The following is an 18789-nucleotide window of genomic DNA, read 5'->3' on the forward strand; positions in this document are numbered from 1 at the left end:
GTAACAATACACTGTATGTAGGACAAATGCGGAAAGTATGGGGAAATACCTACATTTTGTAAAAAACAGAAAACAATTTATAATAAAAATGTCACATTACATCCGCTATTTAGGAAGTCTATATTGAAGAAAGATTAGAGGAATTATATAGAAATGAAGAAACCTATTGTCCAATTACTATTAATATTTACAATTGTATCTATCGTTCTTTTCCTATTAAATACATCGTATATTTCGTTATATACATTTGTCGGCGTTCTCTGGTCCATTACAATTGTAGGAATTTCATTCGTTATTTTTATCGAAAATAGGTCTCCTCAAAGTACCTTAGCGTGGTTTTTAGTATTAGCACTTCTTCCCGTTGTAGGTGTACTTTTATACTCTATTTTCGGGCGTAGCCGTTGGAGAAGAAAAAAGCATCTCCATCGTTCAGAAGAACAAAGAAAATTATTCCGTGAAATATTAGAAGGAAGACGACTAGAGTTATCACTCAAAGTCCCATTAAGTGAACGCTCTACCCATTTAACAGAAGTTGTACAAAAATTTGGAGGCGGGCCTGCCGCAGATAGAACAACTACAAAACTTTTAACAAACGGAGATCAAACATTTTCAGAAATTTTGCAAGCTATCGAGCAAGCAAAACATCACATACATATTCAATACTATATTTATAAATCTGATGAGATTGGTACAAAAGTCCGGGATGCTTTAATAAACAAAGCAAAAGCTGGTGTTATTGTACGTTTCCTTTATGATGGATTAGGAAGTAATACGTTAAGAAGACGCTTTTTAAAACCTATGAAAGAAGCTGGGATTGAAATTGTTGAATTTGACCCTATTTTTTCAGCTTGGTTACTTGAAACAGTTAATTATCGTAACCACCGTAAAATTGTCATTGTAGATGGAGAAATCGGTTTTACTGGAGGACTTAACGTCGGTGATGAATATCTTGGCCGTTCAAAAAAGTTTCCCGTTTGGCGTGATAGTCATTTAAAAATCGAAGGAAAAGCGTTATATAAATTACAAGCAATTTTTCTAGAGGACTGGCTCTATGCATCTAGTGGTTTGAAAACCTATTCTTGGGATCAATTTATGAATAGACAATACTTCCCAGGTAAAGAAATTTCAAGTGCAGAAGGTGCCGTGCAAATTGTAGCGAGCGGGCCAAGCTCAGATGATAAGAGCATTCGTAATACGTTATTAGCTATTATGGGTTCTGCAAAAAAATCTATTTGGATTGCTACACCATATTTTATTCCAGATCAAGAAACTTTAACATTATTACGTTTAAGTGCAATATCTGGCATAGATGTACGCATTTTATATCCTGGTAAAAGTGATAGTATTATTAGTGATCAAGCATCCCAGTCCTACTTCACTCCACTTTTAAAAGCTGGTGCCTCCATCTATAGTTATAAAGATGGCTTTATGCATGCAAAACTCGTACTTGTTGATGATAAAATCGCAACAATCGGAACAGCAAATATGGATGTACGAAGCTTTGAATTGAATTATGAAATTATTAGCGTACTGTATGAATCAGAAACTGTTCATGATATTAAACGTGATTTTGAAGAAGACTTTAAGCATTCCACTGAAATTAAATGGAACGCTTTCCAAAAAAGAAGTATCAAAAAACGAATATTAGAGTCTTTTATGAGGCTCATTTCTCCTTTACTATAAGCAATCAATGTACAATTGATTGCTTTTTCTTTTATATTTGTCCCCTCCCCTTTTCTTTGCATACCATATTAAAACAAGTTATCATAAGATGTATTACTTTATGAAAATAATGTTAGGTGGGAAATACATGTTAGAACAATTTCATATACATGCTGATTTAAAACAACAGCTCTCTACAATTCACGAAAAGAATAAGCAAGAAGCTGGTGAAAATGCACATTTAATCGGTACAAAAATATATAAAGCATCTGATAATAGCATTATCGAAGATGCTATTACAGCACTTCTTCTTGGCAAAAACATTCTATTAAAAGGACCAACTGGTAGTGGTAAAACAGTACTAGCTGAAACGCTTTCTTCTTTATTCCAAAAACCAATGCATAGCATTAACTGTTCTGTCGACCTAGATGTAGAAGGTATTTTAGGATACAACACACTACAAACGAAAGATGGCGCATCTGAAGTTGCTTTCGTTAACGGTCCTCTTATGAAAGCGATGAAGAACGGTCATTTCCTATATATTGATGAAATCAATATGGCAAAACCTGAAACGTTACCGCTTCTTCACGGTGCATTAGATTACCGTAAAATGATTACAAACCCGTTTACACAAGAAGTTGTATACGGTGATGACGAATATCGCGTAATCGCTGCCATTAATGAAGGTTACGTTGGTACAAGTGAACTAAACGAAGCGTTAAAAAACCGTTTCGTTATTATTGAAGTTCCTTACATTCAAGGTGATACATTAAAAGAATTATTATTAGCAGAATCAAAATTAAACGATGTTACAACAATTGAAAAGTTCGTTGCATTTGCAAGCGATCTTATGCCTTTAGCTCGTGACGGCCGCGTAAGTGAAGAAGCAGCAAGTATTCGTGGCATTATTGATGCATGTGATTTAGGTGTATATATTCCTGTTATGCGCGCAATTGAACGTAGTATTATCGCAAAATTAAACGATGAAACAGAACAAATGACTGTCCGTGAATTAGCAGAAAGTTATTTCTTTGAGGGATAATTCATGAGACAAATTTTTAGTGACAAAAAAATTGATGCGTCGCTGTTTCTACAAATGGAAAACTTAATGTATGCCCTTCTCAAAGAAGATGATGCCTACCTTGAGTATGGCTATAAAGCATACTACGACGAAATTGAAAAAAAGGTTGTCATTAGTCACTTTTGGGATGATCGAAAAGAAGAGGATACAGTAATCGGATTAAAAAGCGAAGTGTTTTTAAAAGCACTTGGTAATAAACATTACTCGGACATGACTTTAATTCGTTCTTATGCGATTGAATTACAAGAATCACCCTTAAAAAAGTTTTTAACACAATTATTTGTTCTATTAGAAGATTTACGTGTTGAAGAAATCGTAAAAAACTTACGCCCTGGCACAAAGCATGTTTTTAAAAGAAGAAAAGAAATGTATCGCAATTACTTTAGCTCACAAAATGAAATCAATCGCGTTCGTAACTATCACGGTGATCGTCTATTTTGTCTATGCTATCTTTCATTAACGAGCGATAAATATGAAATGTTTAATAATGAATATTTCGAGCAAATTGAAGCTATTCTGCATGAAACATTCCAAGCTCGTAATACGGAAGATATTATGTATATCGTTGAGAAAATTCGCTATCGTTTAGAGGAGCTTCTTGAAAGTGATATGCTTAACAACTATTTCGGACATGCTCCGCTCTACTTATCTGTTATTGCAGATGAAAAAGACAGCCGTCCCGAAAAATTAGCAAATGATGATACACAACTCATAGATGACGATAAAAATAAAAACAAAATGGATGAAAGTTTCTCCACATGGCATCGTGAAAATAAAAATAACGAAAACGAGAACTTTTTACGCTTTGAATTAGAAAGCGGAACAAAAACAAATATGATGGGTGATACTGCTCGCGAATCAGAAGATGGTGACCAAGCGCTTGGCTCTGTACAAGGTACTTCTCAAAAAAGTACACAATCCAACTTTGATGGTGCTGATACAGAGGAAGCAAGAGCCTCTCACGCTTCTAGTCAAAATGATGGTGCATACGGTAAGTATAATACTGGCGCTTCTCATACATTTAAAGAAGCACGCAAACCAAATCCTGACGAGAAAAAGGATTACCAAGCTATTAAATCAGTCGTTAATAAAGATGTAAAAGAATTAAAGAAAATTATCGAAAAAACGATTGAAAATAAAACGAATGCAAATAGTGATAAATATTACGGAAGACTTCGTAAGAAATTCCTTCGTATTTATACTGAAAAGCAGCCTCGCATGTTTTATAAAAAAGGGCAAGAATCACAAGAGCTCGACGTTGCATTCCAACTACTAGTGGACTGCTCTGGTTCTATGTATAACAAAATGGAAGAAACGAAAAAGAGTGTGGTCCTATTCCATGAAGCGTTGAAATCTTTAAAAATCCCGCACGCTATTAGCGGATTTTGGGAAGATGCTTCTAGTGCTAAACCTGAAGATAAGCCGAACGTTATCCATGAAGTTGTAACGTATAAAAACTCAACGTTACCAAACGTTGGTCCCGAAATTATGCAGCTTCGCGAAGAAGAAGATAATCGCGACGGATATATTATTCGTATCGTTTCTGAAAAGCTTGCAAAAAGACCAGAAAAGCATAAATTCTTACTTGTCTTCACAGACGGTGAGCCTTCTGCACTAGACTATCAACAAGACGGTATTTTAGATACGCATGAAGCTGTCAAACTTGCTCGTAAAAGTGGTATGGAAGTAATCGGGATCTTCATCGAAGAAGGCGAAGCGAAAGAAGCAACTTATCAATTAATGAAGAACATTTATAACCATCACTTCTTAGTTGCAAATCACGCTGAAGATTTACGTTTGAAGATTAAACCACTATTGAAAAAGTTATTACTGAAGACGATTGAATAGAAAAAACAGGAGCGTTGCGCTCCTGTTTTTTTTCTTTCAATCACTTTGTTTCTGGCTGAAACTTGTATGGAATGGCTACTTCTAATAATGCCTCAAATCCACCATCGTAGAATGGGAATCGTTCATTTGCAATTGCTCTGTCCACCCACTCTATTGCAGAAATTTCTTCTTCATCTTCTGCAATAAGTTCACCTGTTACTACATTCGCTCGGAATGTAAATAATAGTGCATGATTCCCTGATTCTTCAAAGAATTTTTCATTGATTGCAACAAGTCCACCTGCCATAGCCGTTAAACCTGTCTCTTCTCTTACTTCCCTTACTAGAGCTTTCTCTAACGTTTCACCCTTTTCAACAGCCCCACCCGGCAATGACCAAACATTTTGTTCTACATTATGTACCATTAATATTTTATCTGTTTCTTCGTCATGTATTAGTGCATATACGACATCAACTCTTTGCATGTTGCTTTTCTCCTTCAATTAAAAGAGTCGATTCCTAAGAATCGACCCTTCCTATTAATTCATCACTAACTCAGCTGTGAGCTTTTTTTTTAACTTAGCAAGCATGTCCGTTGTCATTTTGTCTAAATCGTATTCTGCTTTAAAGCCCCACTCTTTCATTGCTGCTGTTGCATCAATAGAGTTTGGCCAACTATCAGCGATTGTTTGACGAGCAGGATCTACAGCGTAATCCATCGTAAACGCCGGGATGTGTTTACGAATTGATGCTGCGATTTGCTCCGGCTCAAAGCTCATTGCTGTAATATTGAACGCGTTTCTATGCACTAACTTACTTGGATCAGCTTCCATTAAGGAAATGATCGCTTGTAAAGCATCTGGCATGTACATCATATCCATGTATGTTCCTTCTGCAATGTATGAGGTGTATGTGCCTTTTTTAATCGCCTCATAATAAATTTCAACTGCATAATCAGTTGTTCCCCCTCCTGGAGGAGCTACATAAGAAATTAAACCTGGGAAACGTACACCGCGCGTATCAACGCCAAATTTTTGATGATAATAATCACATAGTAATTCTCCTGCTACTTTGTTTACCCCATACATCGTAGTAGGACGCTGAATTGTATCTTGTGGCGTATTATCTTTCGGCGTTGATGGACCAAATGCACCGATAGAACTTGGCGTGAAGAATTTACAGTTTAATTCACGAGCTGCTTCTAATGCATTTACAAGTCCACCCATATTCAAATTCCATGCAAATAATGGATTTTTTTCTGCTGTTGCTGAAAGTAAAGCTGCTAAATGAATAATTGTATCTACTTCATTACGCTTTGCGATATCATGTAGTTTTTGTCCATCTGTTACATCTAACGTTTCAAATGGACCAGATGTTACTACTTCACTATCTGTTTCACGAATATCTGTTGCAATAACATTTGATGCGCCGTATACATCACGAAGTTTCATTACTAGTTCAGAACCAATTTGCCCTAAAGAACCGGTTACTAGAATTTTTTTCATTTTCCCCACTCCTCATTTGCAAGCTATTCAAAAGATGTCTTTACTTAAATGATGCCCATTTCTTTCCCTACTTTTTCATACTTACGAATTGCCTCATCCAACATTTCTTTCGTATGAGCTGCTGTTGGCATATTACGAACGCGTCCGGTTCCTTTAGCTACAGTTGGGAACACGATAGATTTTGCATATACGCCTTCTTCATTTAGGCGTTTACTAAATTCTTGTGTTAATACTTCGTCACCAATAATACAAGGTGTAATTGGCGTTTCACTTTCCCCGATGTTAAAGCCAAGTTCTTTTAACCCTTGTTTTAAATAGCGACCATTTTCCCATAAACGATCATGCAACTCTGTGCTTTCCATTAAGATTTCAATGGATCTCATGCAAGCTGCTGCATCAGCTGGTGTTAATGCTGTAGAGAATAAGAATGGACGTGAACGAACTTTTAACCAGTCAATTAAGTTTTGTTTTCCTGCTACATATCCACCAATTACCCCAATTGCTTTTGACAATGTACCAATTTGGAAATCAACTTTATCAGATAGACCGAAGTGCTTTACAGTTCCTGCACCTTTTCCAAGTACACCTGAACCGTGTGCATCATCTACGTATGTCATTAAATCTAATTCTTCCGCAATCTCAACAATTTCTGGTAGTTTTGCAACATCTCCATCCATTGAGAAGACACCGTCTGTAATGACCATTAATTTATTGTAAAGACCTGATTCTTTCGCCGCGATTGCTTTTTGGCGTAAATCTTCCATATCAGAATGTTTATAAACGATAATTTTTGCTTTTGATAGACGACTACCATCGATAATGGAAGCATGGTTTAATTCGTCTGAAAGAATCGCATCATTTTTATCCATAACAGCTGAAATCGCTGCCATATTACAGTTAAATCCTGATTGATAAGCAATCGCTGCTTCTGTATGTTTAAACTTTGCAATTGTTTCTTCTAATTTAATATGCAAATCTAAAGTACCGTTAATTGTACGAACAGCTCCTGCTCCAACCCCGTACTTATGAATTGCACCAATTGCTGCTTCTTGCAAACGGCTATCTGTTGCTAATCCAAGATAGTTGTTTGAAGATAAGTTAATATATTCTTTTCCACCAATTGTAATGATTGGTCCATTTGAACTTTCAAGCGGATCAATTACGTTATAAAGCCCCTTTGATTTTAAATCCTCTAAATTTTCTTCTAAAAATTTTGCAAGTGTTTTACTAGACATCGTGAAGCCTCCCATCGTTCATGTAAGCGAATTATTGTCTTAATAGTTCTAATAATCCCTCTACTAGCTTAACACGTTTTCAGAATTTATTATAGAAAAATAGTTTAAAGTAACCGCTTACAATTCTAGATTATATACGATTCATTACAAGAAATCTATTATTTACTTTTCATATTTGGTAGAATAAAAAAAATATGTAAGGAGGCTTCAATCATGGCATTTACTGAATCAGATGTATATAATAACGAAGCATTTTTTGAACAATATATGAAGCGAAGATATCGAGAAAATAGCCCAAATGAGGCACTTGAAAAACCAGCCTTCTTTCAACTCATTAGTGATGTTAAAGGAAAGCGAATTCTTGATTTAGGCTGCGGTGATGCTAAGTTCGGTGAAGAGTTATTAGAAAAAGGCTGCCACTCTTACACTGGTATTGAAGGCTCCGAACTTATGTATGAAAAAGCTAAAAAACAACTAGAAAACAAAAATGGCGCCGTTCATTTTTTAAACCTCAAAGACTACACATACCCTCCTTCTACTTTTGATTTAGTAACATCTAGACTCGCCTTACATTATATCGAACATCTTCCTATCATTTTTCAAAATGTGTACGAAACTTTAAAGACAAATGGAACCTTTACTTTTAGCGTTCAACACCCTATTATTACCTCTTCATTTGAAAGCTTGCAAACGAGCGGAAAAAGAACGAGTTGGCTCGTCGATGATTACTTTAAACTAGGCAAACGGGTTGAACCTTGGATTGATCAAGAAGTTATTAAATATCATCGTACAACGGAAGAATATTTTACACTATTACAACAAGCTGGATTTACAATTACAAATTTAAAAGAAGCTACACCAGATCAAACTTATTTTCAAAACGCGGAAGAATATGAACGTCGTTTACGTATCCCCCTCTTCCTCTTATTCTCTTGCCGAAAATAAAAAAGACGATGACCCTCTCATCGTCTTTTTCATTATCTCATTGCCTGAGCAACCTCTTTACGTACACGTCTTCCTTTTCCATGTGGGATACAAAGTGGCGTCCCAAATAATGGATCTGTACTGATTTGACATTCCATTCGGAATACATCACGTACTAGCTTCTCATCTACTACTTCTTCTGGCTTACCTTGTGCATATATTTGTTTATCTTGAATGGCTACAATATTGTCTGCATAACGGCAGGCTAAATTTAAATCGTGTAGTACCATAACAATTGTTCTTTGTTCTTTTTCATTTAATTCGAATAATAAATCTAGCACTTCAATTTGGTGAGTCATATCTAAATAGGTAGTAGGCTCATCCAATAAAATAATATCTGTATCTTGTGCAAGCGTCATTGCAATCCAAGCGCGTTGTCGTTGTCCACCTGAAAGAGCATGCACATCACGCTCAGCAAATTCTGTCATCCCTGTTGCTGCAAGTGCCTTCTGTACCATTTCTTCGTCTTTTTCTGACCACTGTTTCAGCCATGTTTGATATGGATAACGCCCTTGTTTTACAAGTTGCAATACTGTAAGACCTTCTGGCGCTTGCGGTCCTTGCGGTAAAATTGCCATTTGACGGGCAATTTGCTTCGTTTGCATACTTTGAATCGCTTGATTATCTAACAAAATGTCACCAGTTGTTGGTTTTAACAATCTAGCTAGTGAACGTAATAAAGTTGATTTCCCGCAACCGTTAGAACCAATGAAGATTGTAATTTCGCCTTTTGGAATTTCTAAATTCAACTCATCAATAATAATTGTTTCACCATAAGACAACGTCAAACGTTTCGTCTCCAATGCTTTTTGCATATTCATCTCCCTTTATGAATTCCGACTTTTATAAAGTAAATAAATAAAATAAGGTGCACCAATTGCTGATGTAAATACCCCTGCTGGAATTTCAAGTGGGGTGAAAACTGTACGCCCAATTAAATCTGCAGCAAGTACTAAAATTGCACCAACAATCGCCGCAACTGGGAGTAATGCACCATATAAAGAACCAACTAGTCTTCGTGCAATATGAGGTGCCATTAAACCGACAAATCCAATTCCTCCAGCAAAGGCAACTGCTCCACCAATTAAAGCTGTACTAAGTAATAACATGAATACGCGTGACTTCGTTAAAGGAACACCAAGTCCTACCGCAATATCATCCCCTAGCTCTTGCGCATTTAAATGTCTAGCAGCTATAAATGATATTACCGTTAAAATGAGAACCCACGGCGCAAGTACCATGACATTTTGCCATGAAGAACCGTAAACAGTACCCGTAATCCATACATTCGCTTGACTTGCTTGATAAATTGGCGCTAATAACATAAACAAAGTCGTTGCCGCTTTCGTTAATGCCCAAAACCCAACACCAATTAAAACAAGACTAATCGGCGATAACCCGTCATTTCTCCATGCAAATAAATATACAAAAAGCGCTACAATTGTTGCCCCAACAAAGGCTGCTAGCGGCATATAATGAATGCTTACAGTTAGCGCATTATTTTTATCACTAAATATAGCTAAAAACAATACAACTGCAACACTTGCACCACCTGTAATCCCGATAATATCCGGAGAAGCAAGTGGATTTCGGACGAGGCCTTGTAAAATACATCCTGCGATCGCAAGTGCGATCCCTACAAGAATAGCAATTAAAATACGCGGCATACGAAACTTATTTACAACCATATTTGACATCGCATCGCCATTTCCAGTGATCGCTTGCCATACATCATAAGGAGCAATTTTCATGTCTCCCATACCTGCACTCGCAAAAAATAATCCTATTAAAACAACTAGTAAACTGAATAAGACGAGACAAGCTCGTTTATACATTAAAAACGAGAGCCCGCCTTTTCCTATACGAAACGGAATATACTTCTTCATTTGCTAAGCCCTCTCTTACGTGCAATATAAATAAAGAACGGCGCACCAATAAATGCTGTCATAACTCCTACCGGTACTTCTTGTGGCATAATGACATATCTTGCTGCGATATCAGCTAAGATTAATAGTATTGCACCTAACAAGCCGCTATACGGCACTCTCCATCTATGATCTACTCCAACAAGAAATCTGGAAAAGTGCGGGGTAATGATTCCAATAAATCCAATTGGACCAGCAACGGCAACTGAACCACCAGACAACAGGACAATAATAAGTAACACGAATGATTTCATTAAAATCGTTCGTTGCCCAAGTCCCTTTGCAACGTCTTCCCCCATCATCAATGTATTTACTTTCCCTGCCATCATAATAGATGCAATCCAGCCTATTAATAAATACGGGAATACAGATTGTAAAATTTCTAACTTTCTTCCTTGCACAGATCCGGCAAGCCAAAATAATACTTCTTCAAGCGCCTTTTCATTTAAAACAAGTAATCCTTGTGTTAATGATGAAAATAACGCACTAATTGCGACCCCTGCTAATGTTAACTTAAGAGGTGTTGTCCCCTCTTTTCCTAAAGAACTAGAAGCAAATACAAGTACAGCTGCAACTGCTGCCCCTAAAAAGGCAATCCACGTGAAGGCTGATAATGACGTCACGGAAAAAATAACAATTGCTACAACGATGAAGAAAGCAGCACCTGAATTTAATCCAATAAAATCTGGAGAAGCAAGTGGATTCTTCGTTAAAGTTTGCATAAGACAACCTGCAATGGCTAAACTAGCACCAACACTTGCTGCAATTAATGCCCTTGGTAGACGCACATTTTGAATAATAATATGTTCATTGGAACCATTAAAATGGAAAAAAGCATCTAACGCTAATTTCCAACTCGTATTTGTATATCCAAAAATAATACTTCCCCAAATACAAGTAATGACTGCAATGATCCCAACAAATAATCCAATCCATTTTGCTTGATTTGTTTTTAATAACATGCAGCGTTTCCCCTTCAATGTATAATGATACGTTGTAAGTGTATTTCAACTTAATTCTCATTGTCAACGGAAATGAGAATTATTTTCATTGACAACGAGGCCATGAAGTATTATTATCATGCTTGCTATTGAAAAAAATTCTCACTATGTAGGGGGTACATAATGAATTTCATGCGAAAGAAATCGTTTACAGTATTTGTATTTTTACTAGCCTTTTCACTACTTTTAAGTGCTTGTGGAAAATCAAATACGAAAGAAGATACAAAAGAAGAAATGATTACAGTTGAACATGCAATGGGGAAAACAGAAGTTCCTGCTAATCCAAAACGTGTAGTTATTTTAACAAACGAAGGAACTGAAGCTTTACTTGAGCTAGGTGTGAAACCAGTTGGGGCTGTAAAATCTTGGACTGGTGATCCATGGTATCCACATATTAAAGATAAAATGAAAGATGTAAAAGTTGTTGGTGATGAAGGACAAGTGAACGTAGAAACAATCGCTTCTTTACAACCAGACTTAATTATCGGTAACAAAATGCGTCACGAAAAAGTGTACGAGCAACTAAAAGCAATTGCACCTACTGTGTTCTCTGAAACATTACGTGGTGAATGGAAAGATAACTTCAAGTTTTATGCGAAAGCATTAAATAAAGAAAAAGAAGGCCAAAAGGTTTTAGCTGATTACGATAAAAGTATGAAAGATTTAAAAGCCAAACTAGGTGATAAAGTAAATCAAGAAATCTCTATGGTTCGCTTCATGCCTGGTGATGTTCGTATTTATCATGGTGATACATTCTCTGGTGTTATTTTAAAAGAACTTGGATTTAAACGTCCTGGTGATCAAAATAAAGATGACTTCGCAGAGCGTAACGTATCTAAAGAACGTATTTCTGCAATGGATGGCGATGTATTATTCTACTTCACATTCGATAAAGGAAACGAGAAAAAAGGCTCTGAATTAGAAAAGGAATATATCAATGATCCGCTATTTAAAAACTTAAATGCAGTAAAAAATGGTAAAGCATACAAAGTTGATGATGTGATTTGGAATACAGCTGGCGGTGTAATGGCTGCTAACCTACTATTAGATGATATCGAAAAACGCTTTGTTAAATAATCTTTCCTTAGCCAGCTCTGCTTCTATGGAGCTGGTTATTTTTCAATTCACTTAAATGTCACATTATTTCATTTTGTATTTTTATTCCCAATATGTTATATTATAAAAGTAAATAGAATGTATTTTCTTTATATCAGAATAAATATTTTAATCTAAATTTTCTGATTAATCACTATTTTATTTTCTTTTAGAATTCAATTATTACATTTGAAAACGCTTATCATCTCGTTTTCAGGGCAAAATACAGTAACGGTCGAAGTGAAATAGAACTTTTTTAGAAATTTTCTTTCTATTTCCATATAATTCTATTGACTTCTAAATATTTTGTAAATTAAAATGATTACATAAATATCCGTTATACAGGATTAGGGGGAAACAAAAATGGATGCAGCTTTAAAATTAGACAAAGCTGGAGAGCAACAATCACCAAAAAAACATCCACCAGGGTTATACTTGTTGTTCTTTACAGAAGCATGGGAAAGATTCAGTTATTACGGAATGCGTGGCTTATTAGTTCTTTATTTAACAACGAGCTTAGTAAGCGGCGGTTTAGGATTTGATAAAGCAGTTGCAGTTCAAATTTACGGTATTTTCACAATGTTAGTATACTTCACACCGATTATCGGTGGTTGGTTAACTGACCATTTCATTACGAAGCGCCATGCCATTACTATTGGTGGTATCATCATGGCAATTGGTAACTTTGTACTATTCTCAATGAACACAAAAACTGGACTATTTTTAGGATTAGGATTATTAGTTATTGGTAACGGATTCTTCAAACCAAATATTTCGACTTTATTAGGTCAATTATATAGCGAAAACGATTCTCGTCGTGATAGTGCCTTCACTATCTTCTACATGGGAATTAACTTAGGTGCTCTTATCGCTCCATTCATTTGCGGTTACTTCGCAGACTATAGATACGGTTTCTTAACAGCTTGTATCGGTATGATTATTGGACAGCTTGCCTTTAATTTCTTAGCACCTCGTTACTTAGGGTCTATCGGAACAACTGTTGTAGGGAAAAAATCTAAAGAAAAAAATGCAAAAGCAATCGAGAAAAAACCTTTAACAACACAAGAGAAAAAACGTACTGCTGCAATTTTAATTTTAACTTGTTTCGTAGTATTCTTCTGGGCAGGATTTGAGCAAGCAGGTAGTTCTTTAACACTTTACACAGATAAGTTTGTGGATCGTACAATTGGTGGATTTACAATTCCAACACCTTGGTTCCAATCTGTAAACCCACTATTCATTATCTTACTAGCATTACCTGTTTCTGCATTATGGATTAAACTTTCGAAAACAAAAAATGGTGATTTGAAAATCCCAACAAAAATGGCATTTGGTATGATTTTACTAGGGATTGGATATTTAGTTCTAACTTTAGCTGTATTAAAAACTGGTAGCGACGAAGGTAACATTACAATGAAAGCAAACTTACTATTCATCGTATTCACTTACATGTTCCATACAATTGGTGAATTATTCTTATCACCAATCGGATTATCTATGGTAAGTGCAATCGCTCCTGTTAAATTAGCATCATTATTAATGGGTGTATGGTTAGCTGGTACTGGCTTCGCAAACTTATTAGCAGGACAATTAGCTGCTTTCACTCAATCTTTAGGATATTTAGAAGTATTCGCAAGTATCGGTATTATCGTAATCGTACTCGGATTAGTACTTCTTATGTTCTCTAAGAAAATTGCACATATGATGGAATAAGAAATAAAAAGACGCTTCTAAACATTTAGAAGCGTCTTTTCTATTACTTCTCCTCTAAAGCCGTCACGTTCACGTGGACGCTTTCTCCAGGATTAGATACATCATACACTTGAGCAACCCCACTCTGCTCGTCACAGCTCTCAATCCATACTGGTACACCTTCATATGTAACGTCGATTCTACTTGAAGAAGATAAAATTTGTTTCACACGTTTTACATCCATTCTACTATCCCTCCTTTTACTTATTACACTCCTTTCTATCTTTTCTTTTCCTTTTAGAATATATTCCATATAGCAACATTTTAATGGTTAGCCTTTTTTCCTTACCCATTAACATTCTTTCTCATATCATCCTTCTAACAAAAAAAGACGTAGATCCCATACGTCTTTTTCCATAATATTCAAATTTTAAGAAAATAATGTTTTTACTACTTCACTTACTTTATCATTATGAATTTGATAATACACTTCCAGTCCTCGTCGTTCAAAGCGTACTACTTTATTTTGTTTTAATTTCGTTAAATGTTGCGAAACTGTTGATTGCGGAATTTCTAACACTTCCTGTAATTGTGTTACGTTACATGTTCCACGTTGCATTAGTTCCATTACTAGGCGTAGACGCAACGGATGCGCTAACGCTCTTAACATTTGTACATCTTCTTCTGAAATACGACATTCGAATTGATTTTGGCTCATAAAGTTCCCCTCATTTTCGTTTTTATTTTCTTTTTATTTATTTATATATCTGTTCTTATATTTCCTGTTACGACATAACTTTATCAACCTATAAAGCTGAAAAATTTTTCCACCTTAACCAGCAAAGGACTCAGGAAAAATTCCTTGCTGATTTTGAATATTATACTATACGATATAACGAAAAAGCAAAATAACGGGCTGCAAATACTTTGCTTGCAAACGTTGTTTTATCAGGCTTTTTGTTATATTTTCACCTCATTGCAATGTGCAGTAATGATATTGTAAAATACCGTCTATAATTGATAACCTATCGTAACGTATTTGGGTTATATTTAACCTCTTTGTTACGCTAAAAGGAATTTTCAGTAAAAAGAGCTGCCGTAACATTAAATATTAACTTATTACTTTTTAATTCATATTCACTAGCTTGAACTATGATGGAATACTTCCTATTAAATACATTTCCTGTCCCACTCCTAACTTGATCAAATAGGGCAAGCGGTACATTCTGCAGCTCTATATTTAATACAAAGACGGTCTCTATTATAGAGCTGTAGGATCAATAATGTATAAACAACTATAAGAAAAGAATATGTAAATCATTTATCTCACCCACTCAAATAGATTTGAGTGGGCTTTTTGTCTACTTTATGAACAAAGCATTTCTTTTAACACTATTATGGAATAATTATACTTTTTTACGTTGACAATAGTGTTGAAGGAGAATATACTAAGCATGTAAGTTGATTGTGAATAGTTTCACAAATAATGTGAATTTCTTCACATAAAATAGATAGGAGTTGTCATTATTATGAGTACTTGGACACAAATTTATGACCCATTAAACAATATTTGGTTATCTGCTCTAATCGCAGCACTTCCAATTTTTTGCTTCATCATTTGTTTAATGGGACTGAAAATGAAAAGTTATATCGCTGGGCTTTACAGTGTGATTGTCGCTATTATTCTTGCTATATTCGTTTATAAAATGCCAGCAACAGTAGCTGTAGCATCTGCCGGATTCGGTATTTTATCCGGATTTTACCCAATTTGTACTATCGTTATCGCAGCAATTTTCCTTTACAAATTAACTGTTAAAACAGAGCAATTCAACATCATTCGTGATAGTATTTCAAGCATTACAAATGATCAACGTTTACAAGTATTATTAATCGCTTATTCTTTCGGTGCTTTCTTAGAAGGCGCAGCTGGTCTAGGGGTTCCAGTTGCTATTACAGCTGCACTACTTGTAGGTATGGGCTTTAATCCATTAAAAGCAGCAGGTATTTGTTTAGTAGCAAACATCGCTGGTGGTGCTATGGGCGCTATGGGTATCCCAGTTACAGTACCAGCACAATTAACTGAATTAGATGCATTAACTATCGGTCGTCAAACTGTTCTTATTCTACCATTCATTAGTATTGTATTACCTTTCTTACTTGTTTCAATGGTCGATGGAATTAAAGGTATTAAAGAAACTTGGCAAGGTATTCTTGTAAGTGGTATTTCTTTCGCAATTACTCAGTTCGTTGTAACTTACTTCTTAGGTGCAGAACTTACTAATATTTTCGCAGCCGTTGTAAGTATGATCTCTCTTGCATTATTCTTACGTGTTTGGCAGCCAAAATCTTCTGCTAAAGAAGAAAAACAAGAAGAAAAAGAATCTCATACATTCAATCAAATTTTATATGCTTGGTCTCCATTCGTATTCTTAACTGCATTTGTAACAATATTTAATTTAAAACCAATTAAAGCTTTATTTGCTCCGGATGGCGCACTAGCAAACCTAGTATTTAACATTCAATTCCCTGGTCTTCATAACGCTGTTATGAAAACTACACCAATTACAAAAGCTGATACACCTTTCGCAGCGGTTTTCAAATTTGATGTATTCTCATCTACAACTACTGCAATCGTATTAGCAATTATCGTTTCACTTATCGTGTACCGCGTAAAAGGTAAAATGGTTAAAGAATTAATGGTTGAAACAATAAAAGAACTAAAAGCTCCAGTGTATACAATCTGTAGTGTTATCGCTTTAGCTTACGTGGAAAACTACTCTGGTATGTCATCTACACTTGGACTTGCATTCTCTTCTACTGGTAATGCATTCCCAATTCTTTCTCCAATCTTAGGATGGATTGGCGTATTCATTACAGGTTCAGTAGTATCAAGTGGTTCATTATTCGCACCGCTTCAAGCAGTAACTGCAGATCAATTAAACATCGTTCCTTCTACTCTTGTTGCATTAAACGTAGTAGGTGGTACAATGGCAAAAATGGTTTCACCACAATCTGTAGCAGTTGCTTGTGCAGCAGTTGGACTAGTTGGTAAAGAATCTGCCCTATTTAAAACAGCAATGAAATACAGTTTAATCTTCTTAGCTATCATTAGCTTACTTCAATTAAACGCTGTATTTAATATCTTTTAAAATAAAACACCGATCCAAATGGATCGGTGTTTTTTTACATTACATCTTCTTATTCTTTAGTAAAGAAGCACCAGCAATTTCGGGATGCGTCATTTCGAATGGATCTAAAATAATATCCAATTCTTCTTCTGTCAGTACACCATGTTCTAAACATAACTCCCGAACAGATTTTCCTGTTTCAATTGCTTCACGTGCAATACGTGACGCTGCTTCATAACCAATATGAGGGTTAACTGCTGTAATAATTCCAACACTTTTCTCAACATATTGCTTCAGCAGTTCTTCATTTGCTGTAATTCCTTTAATACAATATTCACGGAATACACGGAATCCGTTATTCATAATACTGATAGATTGAATTAAATTAAATACAAGCACAGGCTCCATTACGTTGAGCTCCAGTTGTCCTGCTTCTGACGCTAAGCAAATTGTATGATCATTACCAATTACTTGGAAAGCGACTTGATTAATTACTTCTGCCATAACAGGATTTACTTTACCTGGCATAATAGATGAACCTGGTTGACGAGCTGGTAATTGAATTTCCGCCAATCCAACACGTGGACCAGATGCCATAATACGAAGGTCGTTCGCAATTTTAGACATATTCATCATACATACTTTTAATGCTGCAGATACTTCTGTGTATGCATCTGTATTTTGTGTTGCATCAACTAAATGCTCTGCACCAACAAGTGGGAATCCGCTAAATGTTCGTAAGTGTTTAACCACTTGTTCAATGTAGGTAGGGTTTGCATTTAATCCCGTACCAACAGCTGTCGCCCCCATATTCACTTCATATAAATGTTGGCGAGATTGTTTAATTCTTTTTATATCACGCGCAAGCACTCTGCTATACGCTTCAAATTCTTGTCCAAGACGAATCGGAACAGCATCTTGTAAATGCGTACGTCCCATTTTAATGACGTGATCGAACTCTTTTGCTTTTGCAAGGAAAGCAGCATGAAGTTCTTCCATTGTAATAAGAAGTTCTTCTAACATCATAAGAGTTGCAATATGAATTCCCGTTGGAAACGCATCATTCGTTGACTGAGCCATGTTTACATGCGTATTTGGGCTAATTTTTGCATACTCGCCTTTTTCATATCCCATACGTTCTAACGCTCGATTAGCGATTACTTCATTTGTATTCATATTAATAGAAGTTCCAGCACCGCCCTGAATTGGATCTACAATAAATTGATCATGAAATTTCCCATCAACAATTTCTTGTGCTGCCTCTGCAATTTCGTGTCCAATGTCTTTCGCTAAGTAACCAGTATCCATATTTGCAAGTGCCGCCGCTTTTTTCACAATTGCCATTGCCGTAATGAGTGATGGATGAATGCGATACCCTGTAATCGGGAAATTTTCTACCGCACGTAATGTTTGTACACCATAATAAGCTCTACTTGGTACTTCCTTTTCACCTAAAAAATCTTTTTCTATACGTATATCCTTCGTTGCTATCATTTTCATCACCTATACTTTTCATTCTAAATCCCTATTTAAAAAATTCGCCCTCTAAAAATACGAGTATCATTCAGAAGAATTTTTCAGTGTCCACCTTCACTATATAGCACCTTTTTTGAAAGCGCAAACATTTAATTTTCTATATATATCTTTTATAGAAA

Annotated in this window: 16 protein-coding genes; 7 read left to right on the forward strand and 9 right to left on the reverse strand. The window is 35.7% G+C overall.

Going from position 1 to position 18789, the window contains the following annotated elements; genetic code table 11:
• The first annotated feature begins 153 nt into the window (after window positions 1-153).
• The 3 genes from PDK19_RS15775 (at window position 154) to PDK19_RS15785 (ending at window position 4591) form a co-directional block, all read left to right on the forward strand.
• Window positions 154-1683, forward strand: coding sequence for a cardiolipin synthase (locus tag PDK19_RS15775; RefSeq protein WP_000743046.1), 1530 nt, complete (start codon window positions 154-156; stop codon window positions 1681-1683).
• 127 nt (window positions 1684-1810) lie between these two features.
• On the forward strand, window positions 1811-2704 hold the full coding sequence (locus PDK19_RS15780; RefSeq protein ID WP_000892969.1) for an ATP-binding protein: 894 nt from the start codon (window positions 1811-1813) through the stop codon (window positions 2702-2704).
• Window positions 2705-2707: 3 nt separating this feature from the next.
• The gene (locus PDK19_RS15785; protein WP_001248864.1) at window positions 2708-4591 is read left to right on the forward strand and encodes a vWA domain-containing protein; all 1884 of its coding nucleotides are present in this window, start codon (window positions 2708-2710) and stop codon (window positions 4589-4591) included.
• Between the two features lie 40 nt (window positions 4592-4631).
• On the opposite strand, the gene PDK19_RS15790 is transcribed toward PDK19_RS15785, so the two are convergent.
• From PDK19_RS15790 to PDK19_RS15800, 3 genes are read right to left on the reverse strand one after another with little or no spacing between them, the layout of a single operon-like run.
• Window positions 4632-5054, reverse strand: a complete 423-nt coding sequence (locus PDK19_RS15790; protein WP_014893321.1) for an NUDIX hydrolase — start codon at window positions 5052-5054, stop codon at window positions 4632-4634.
• 54 nt (window positions 5055-5108) lie between these two features.
• Window positions 5109-6074 (reverse strand): L-threonine 3-dehydrogenase, encoded by a 966-nt coding sequence (locus PDK19_RS15795; RefSeq protein ID WP_000723136.1) that lies wholly within the window; start codon window positions 6072-6074, stop codon window positions 5109-5111.
• A gap of 44 nt (window positions 6075-6118) precedes the next feature.
• Window positions 6119-7309 (reverse strand): glycine C-acetyltransferase, encoded by a 1191-nt coding sequence (locus PDK19_RS15800; RefSeq protein ID WP_000095906.1) that lies wholly within the window; start codon window positions 7307-7309, stop codon window positions 6119-6121.
• A gap of 213 nt (window positions 7310-7522) precedes the next feature.
• On the opposite strand from PDK19_RS15800, the gene PDK19_RS15805 reads away from it, so the two are divergent.
• Window positions 7523-8254 carry a class I SAM-dependent DNA methyltransferase gene (locus PDK19_RS15805; RefSeq protein WP_000885935.1) on the forward strand — a complete coding sequence of 244 codons (732 nt, stop codon included), beginning with the start codon at window positions 7523-7525 and terminating at the stop codon, window positions 8252-8254.
• Between the two features lie 32 nt (window positions 8255-8286).
• Here the strand turns inward: PDK19_RS15805 and PDK19_RS15810 are convergent, their stop codons facing one another.
• From PDK19_RS15810 to PDK19_RS15820, 3 genes are read right to left on the reverse strand one after another with little or no spacing between them, the layout of a single operon-like run.
• On the reverse strand, window positions 8287-9108 hold the full coding sequence (locus PDK19_RS15810) for an ABC transporter ATP-binding protein (protein ID WP_001167956.1): 822 nt from the start codon (window positions 9106-9108) through the stop codon (window positions 8287-8289).
• 12 nt (window positions 9109-9120) lie between these two features.
• Window positions 9121-10179, reverse strand: coding sequence for a FecCD family ABC transporter permease (locus tag PDK19_RS15815; RefSeq protein ID WP_000760063.1), 1059 nt, complete (start codon window positions 10177-10179; stop codon window positions 9121-9123).
• Entirely contained in the window at window positions 10176-11180 is a 1005-nt protein-coding gene (locus PDK19_RS15820; RefSeq protein WP_000925208.1) for a FecCD family ABC transporter permease, read from the reverse strand. Before PDK19_RS15820 ends, PDK19_RS15815 begins: the two co-directional genes overlap by 4 nt.
• A gap of 162 nt (window positions 11181-11342) precedes the next feature.
• On the opposite strand from PDK19_RS15820, the gene PDK19_RS15825 reads away from it, so the two are divergent.
• Both PDK19_RS15825 and PDK19_RS15830 read left to right on the forward strand, forming a co-directional pair.
• Window positions 11343-12296: an ABC transporter substrate-binding protein gene (locus tag PDK19_RS15825; protein ID WP_001010256.1), complete on the forward strand. Its 954-nt coding sequence runs from the start codon at window positions 11343-11345 to the stop codon at window positions 12294-12296.
• A gap of 381 nt (window positions 12297-12677) precedes the next feature.
• Window positions 12678-14027: a peptide MFS transporter gene (locus tag PDK19_RS15830; RefSeq protein ID WP_000338308.1), complete on the forward strand. Its 1350-nt coding sequence runs from the start codon at window positions 12678-12680 to the stop codon at window positions 14025-14027.
• Between the two features lie 43 nt (window positions 14028-14070).
• On the opposite strand, the gene PDK19_RS15835 is transcribed toward PDK19_RS15830, so the two are convergent.
• Window positions 14071-14250 (reverse strand): acid-soluble spore protein H, encoded by a 180-nt coding sequence (locus tag PDK19_RS15835; protein ID WP_000382683.1) that lies wholly within the window; start codon window positions 14248-14250, stop codon window positions 14071-14073.
• A gap of 186 nt (window positions 14251-14436) precedes the next feature.
• Window positions 14437-14724, reverse strand: coding sequence for an ArsR/SmtB family transcription factor (locus PDK19_RS15840; protein ID WP_000081429.1), 288 nt, complete (start codon window positions 14722-14724; stop codon window positions 14437-14439).
• Between the two features lie 811 nt (window positions 14725-15535).
• On the opposite strand from PDK19_RS15840, the gene PDK19_RS15845 reads away from it, so the two are divergent.
• Window positions 15536-17155: an L-lactate permease gene (locus tag PDK19_RS15845; RefSeq protein ID WP_016716437.1), complete on the forward strand. Its 1620-nt coding sequence runs from the start codon at window positions 15536-15538 to the stop codon at window positions 17153-17155.
• Between the two features lie 39 nt (window positions 17156-17194).
• On the opposite strand, the gene aspA is transcribed toward PDK19_RS15845, so the two are convergent.
• Window positions 17195-18628, reverse strand: a complete 1434-nt coding sequence (gene aspA / locus PDK19_RS15850; RefSeq protein ID WP_000562153.1) for an aspartate ammonia-lyase — start codon at window positions 18626-18628, stop codon at window positions 17195-17197.
• Window positions 18629-18789 lie beyond the last annotated feature (161 nt).

Source organism: Bacillus cereus group sp. BcHK124 (genome assembly GCF_027712065.1).
GTDB classification, from domain to species: Bacteria; Bacillota; Bacilli; order Bacillales; family Bacillaceae_G; genus Bacillus_A; species Bacillus_A pacificus.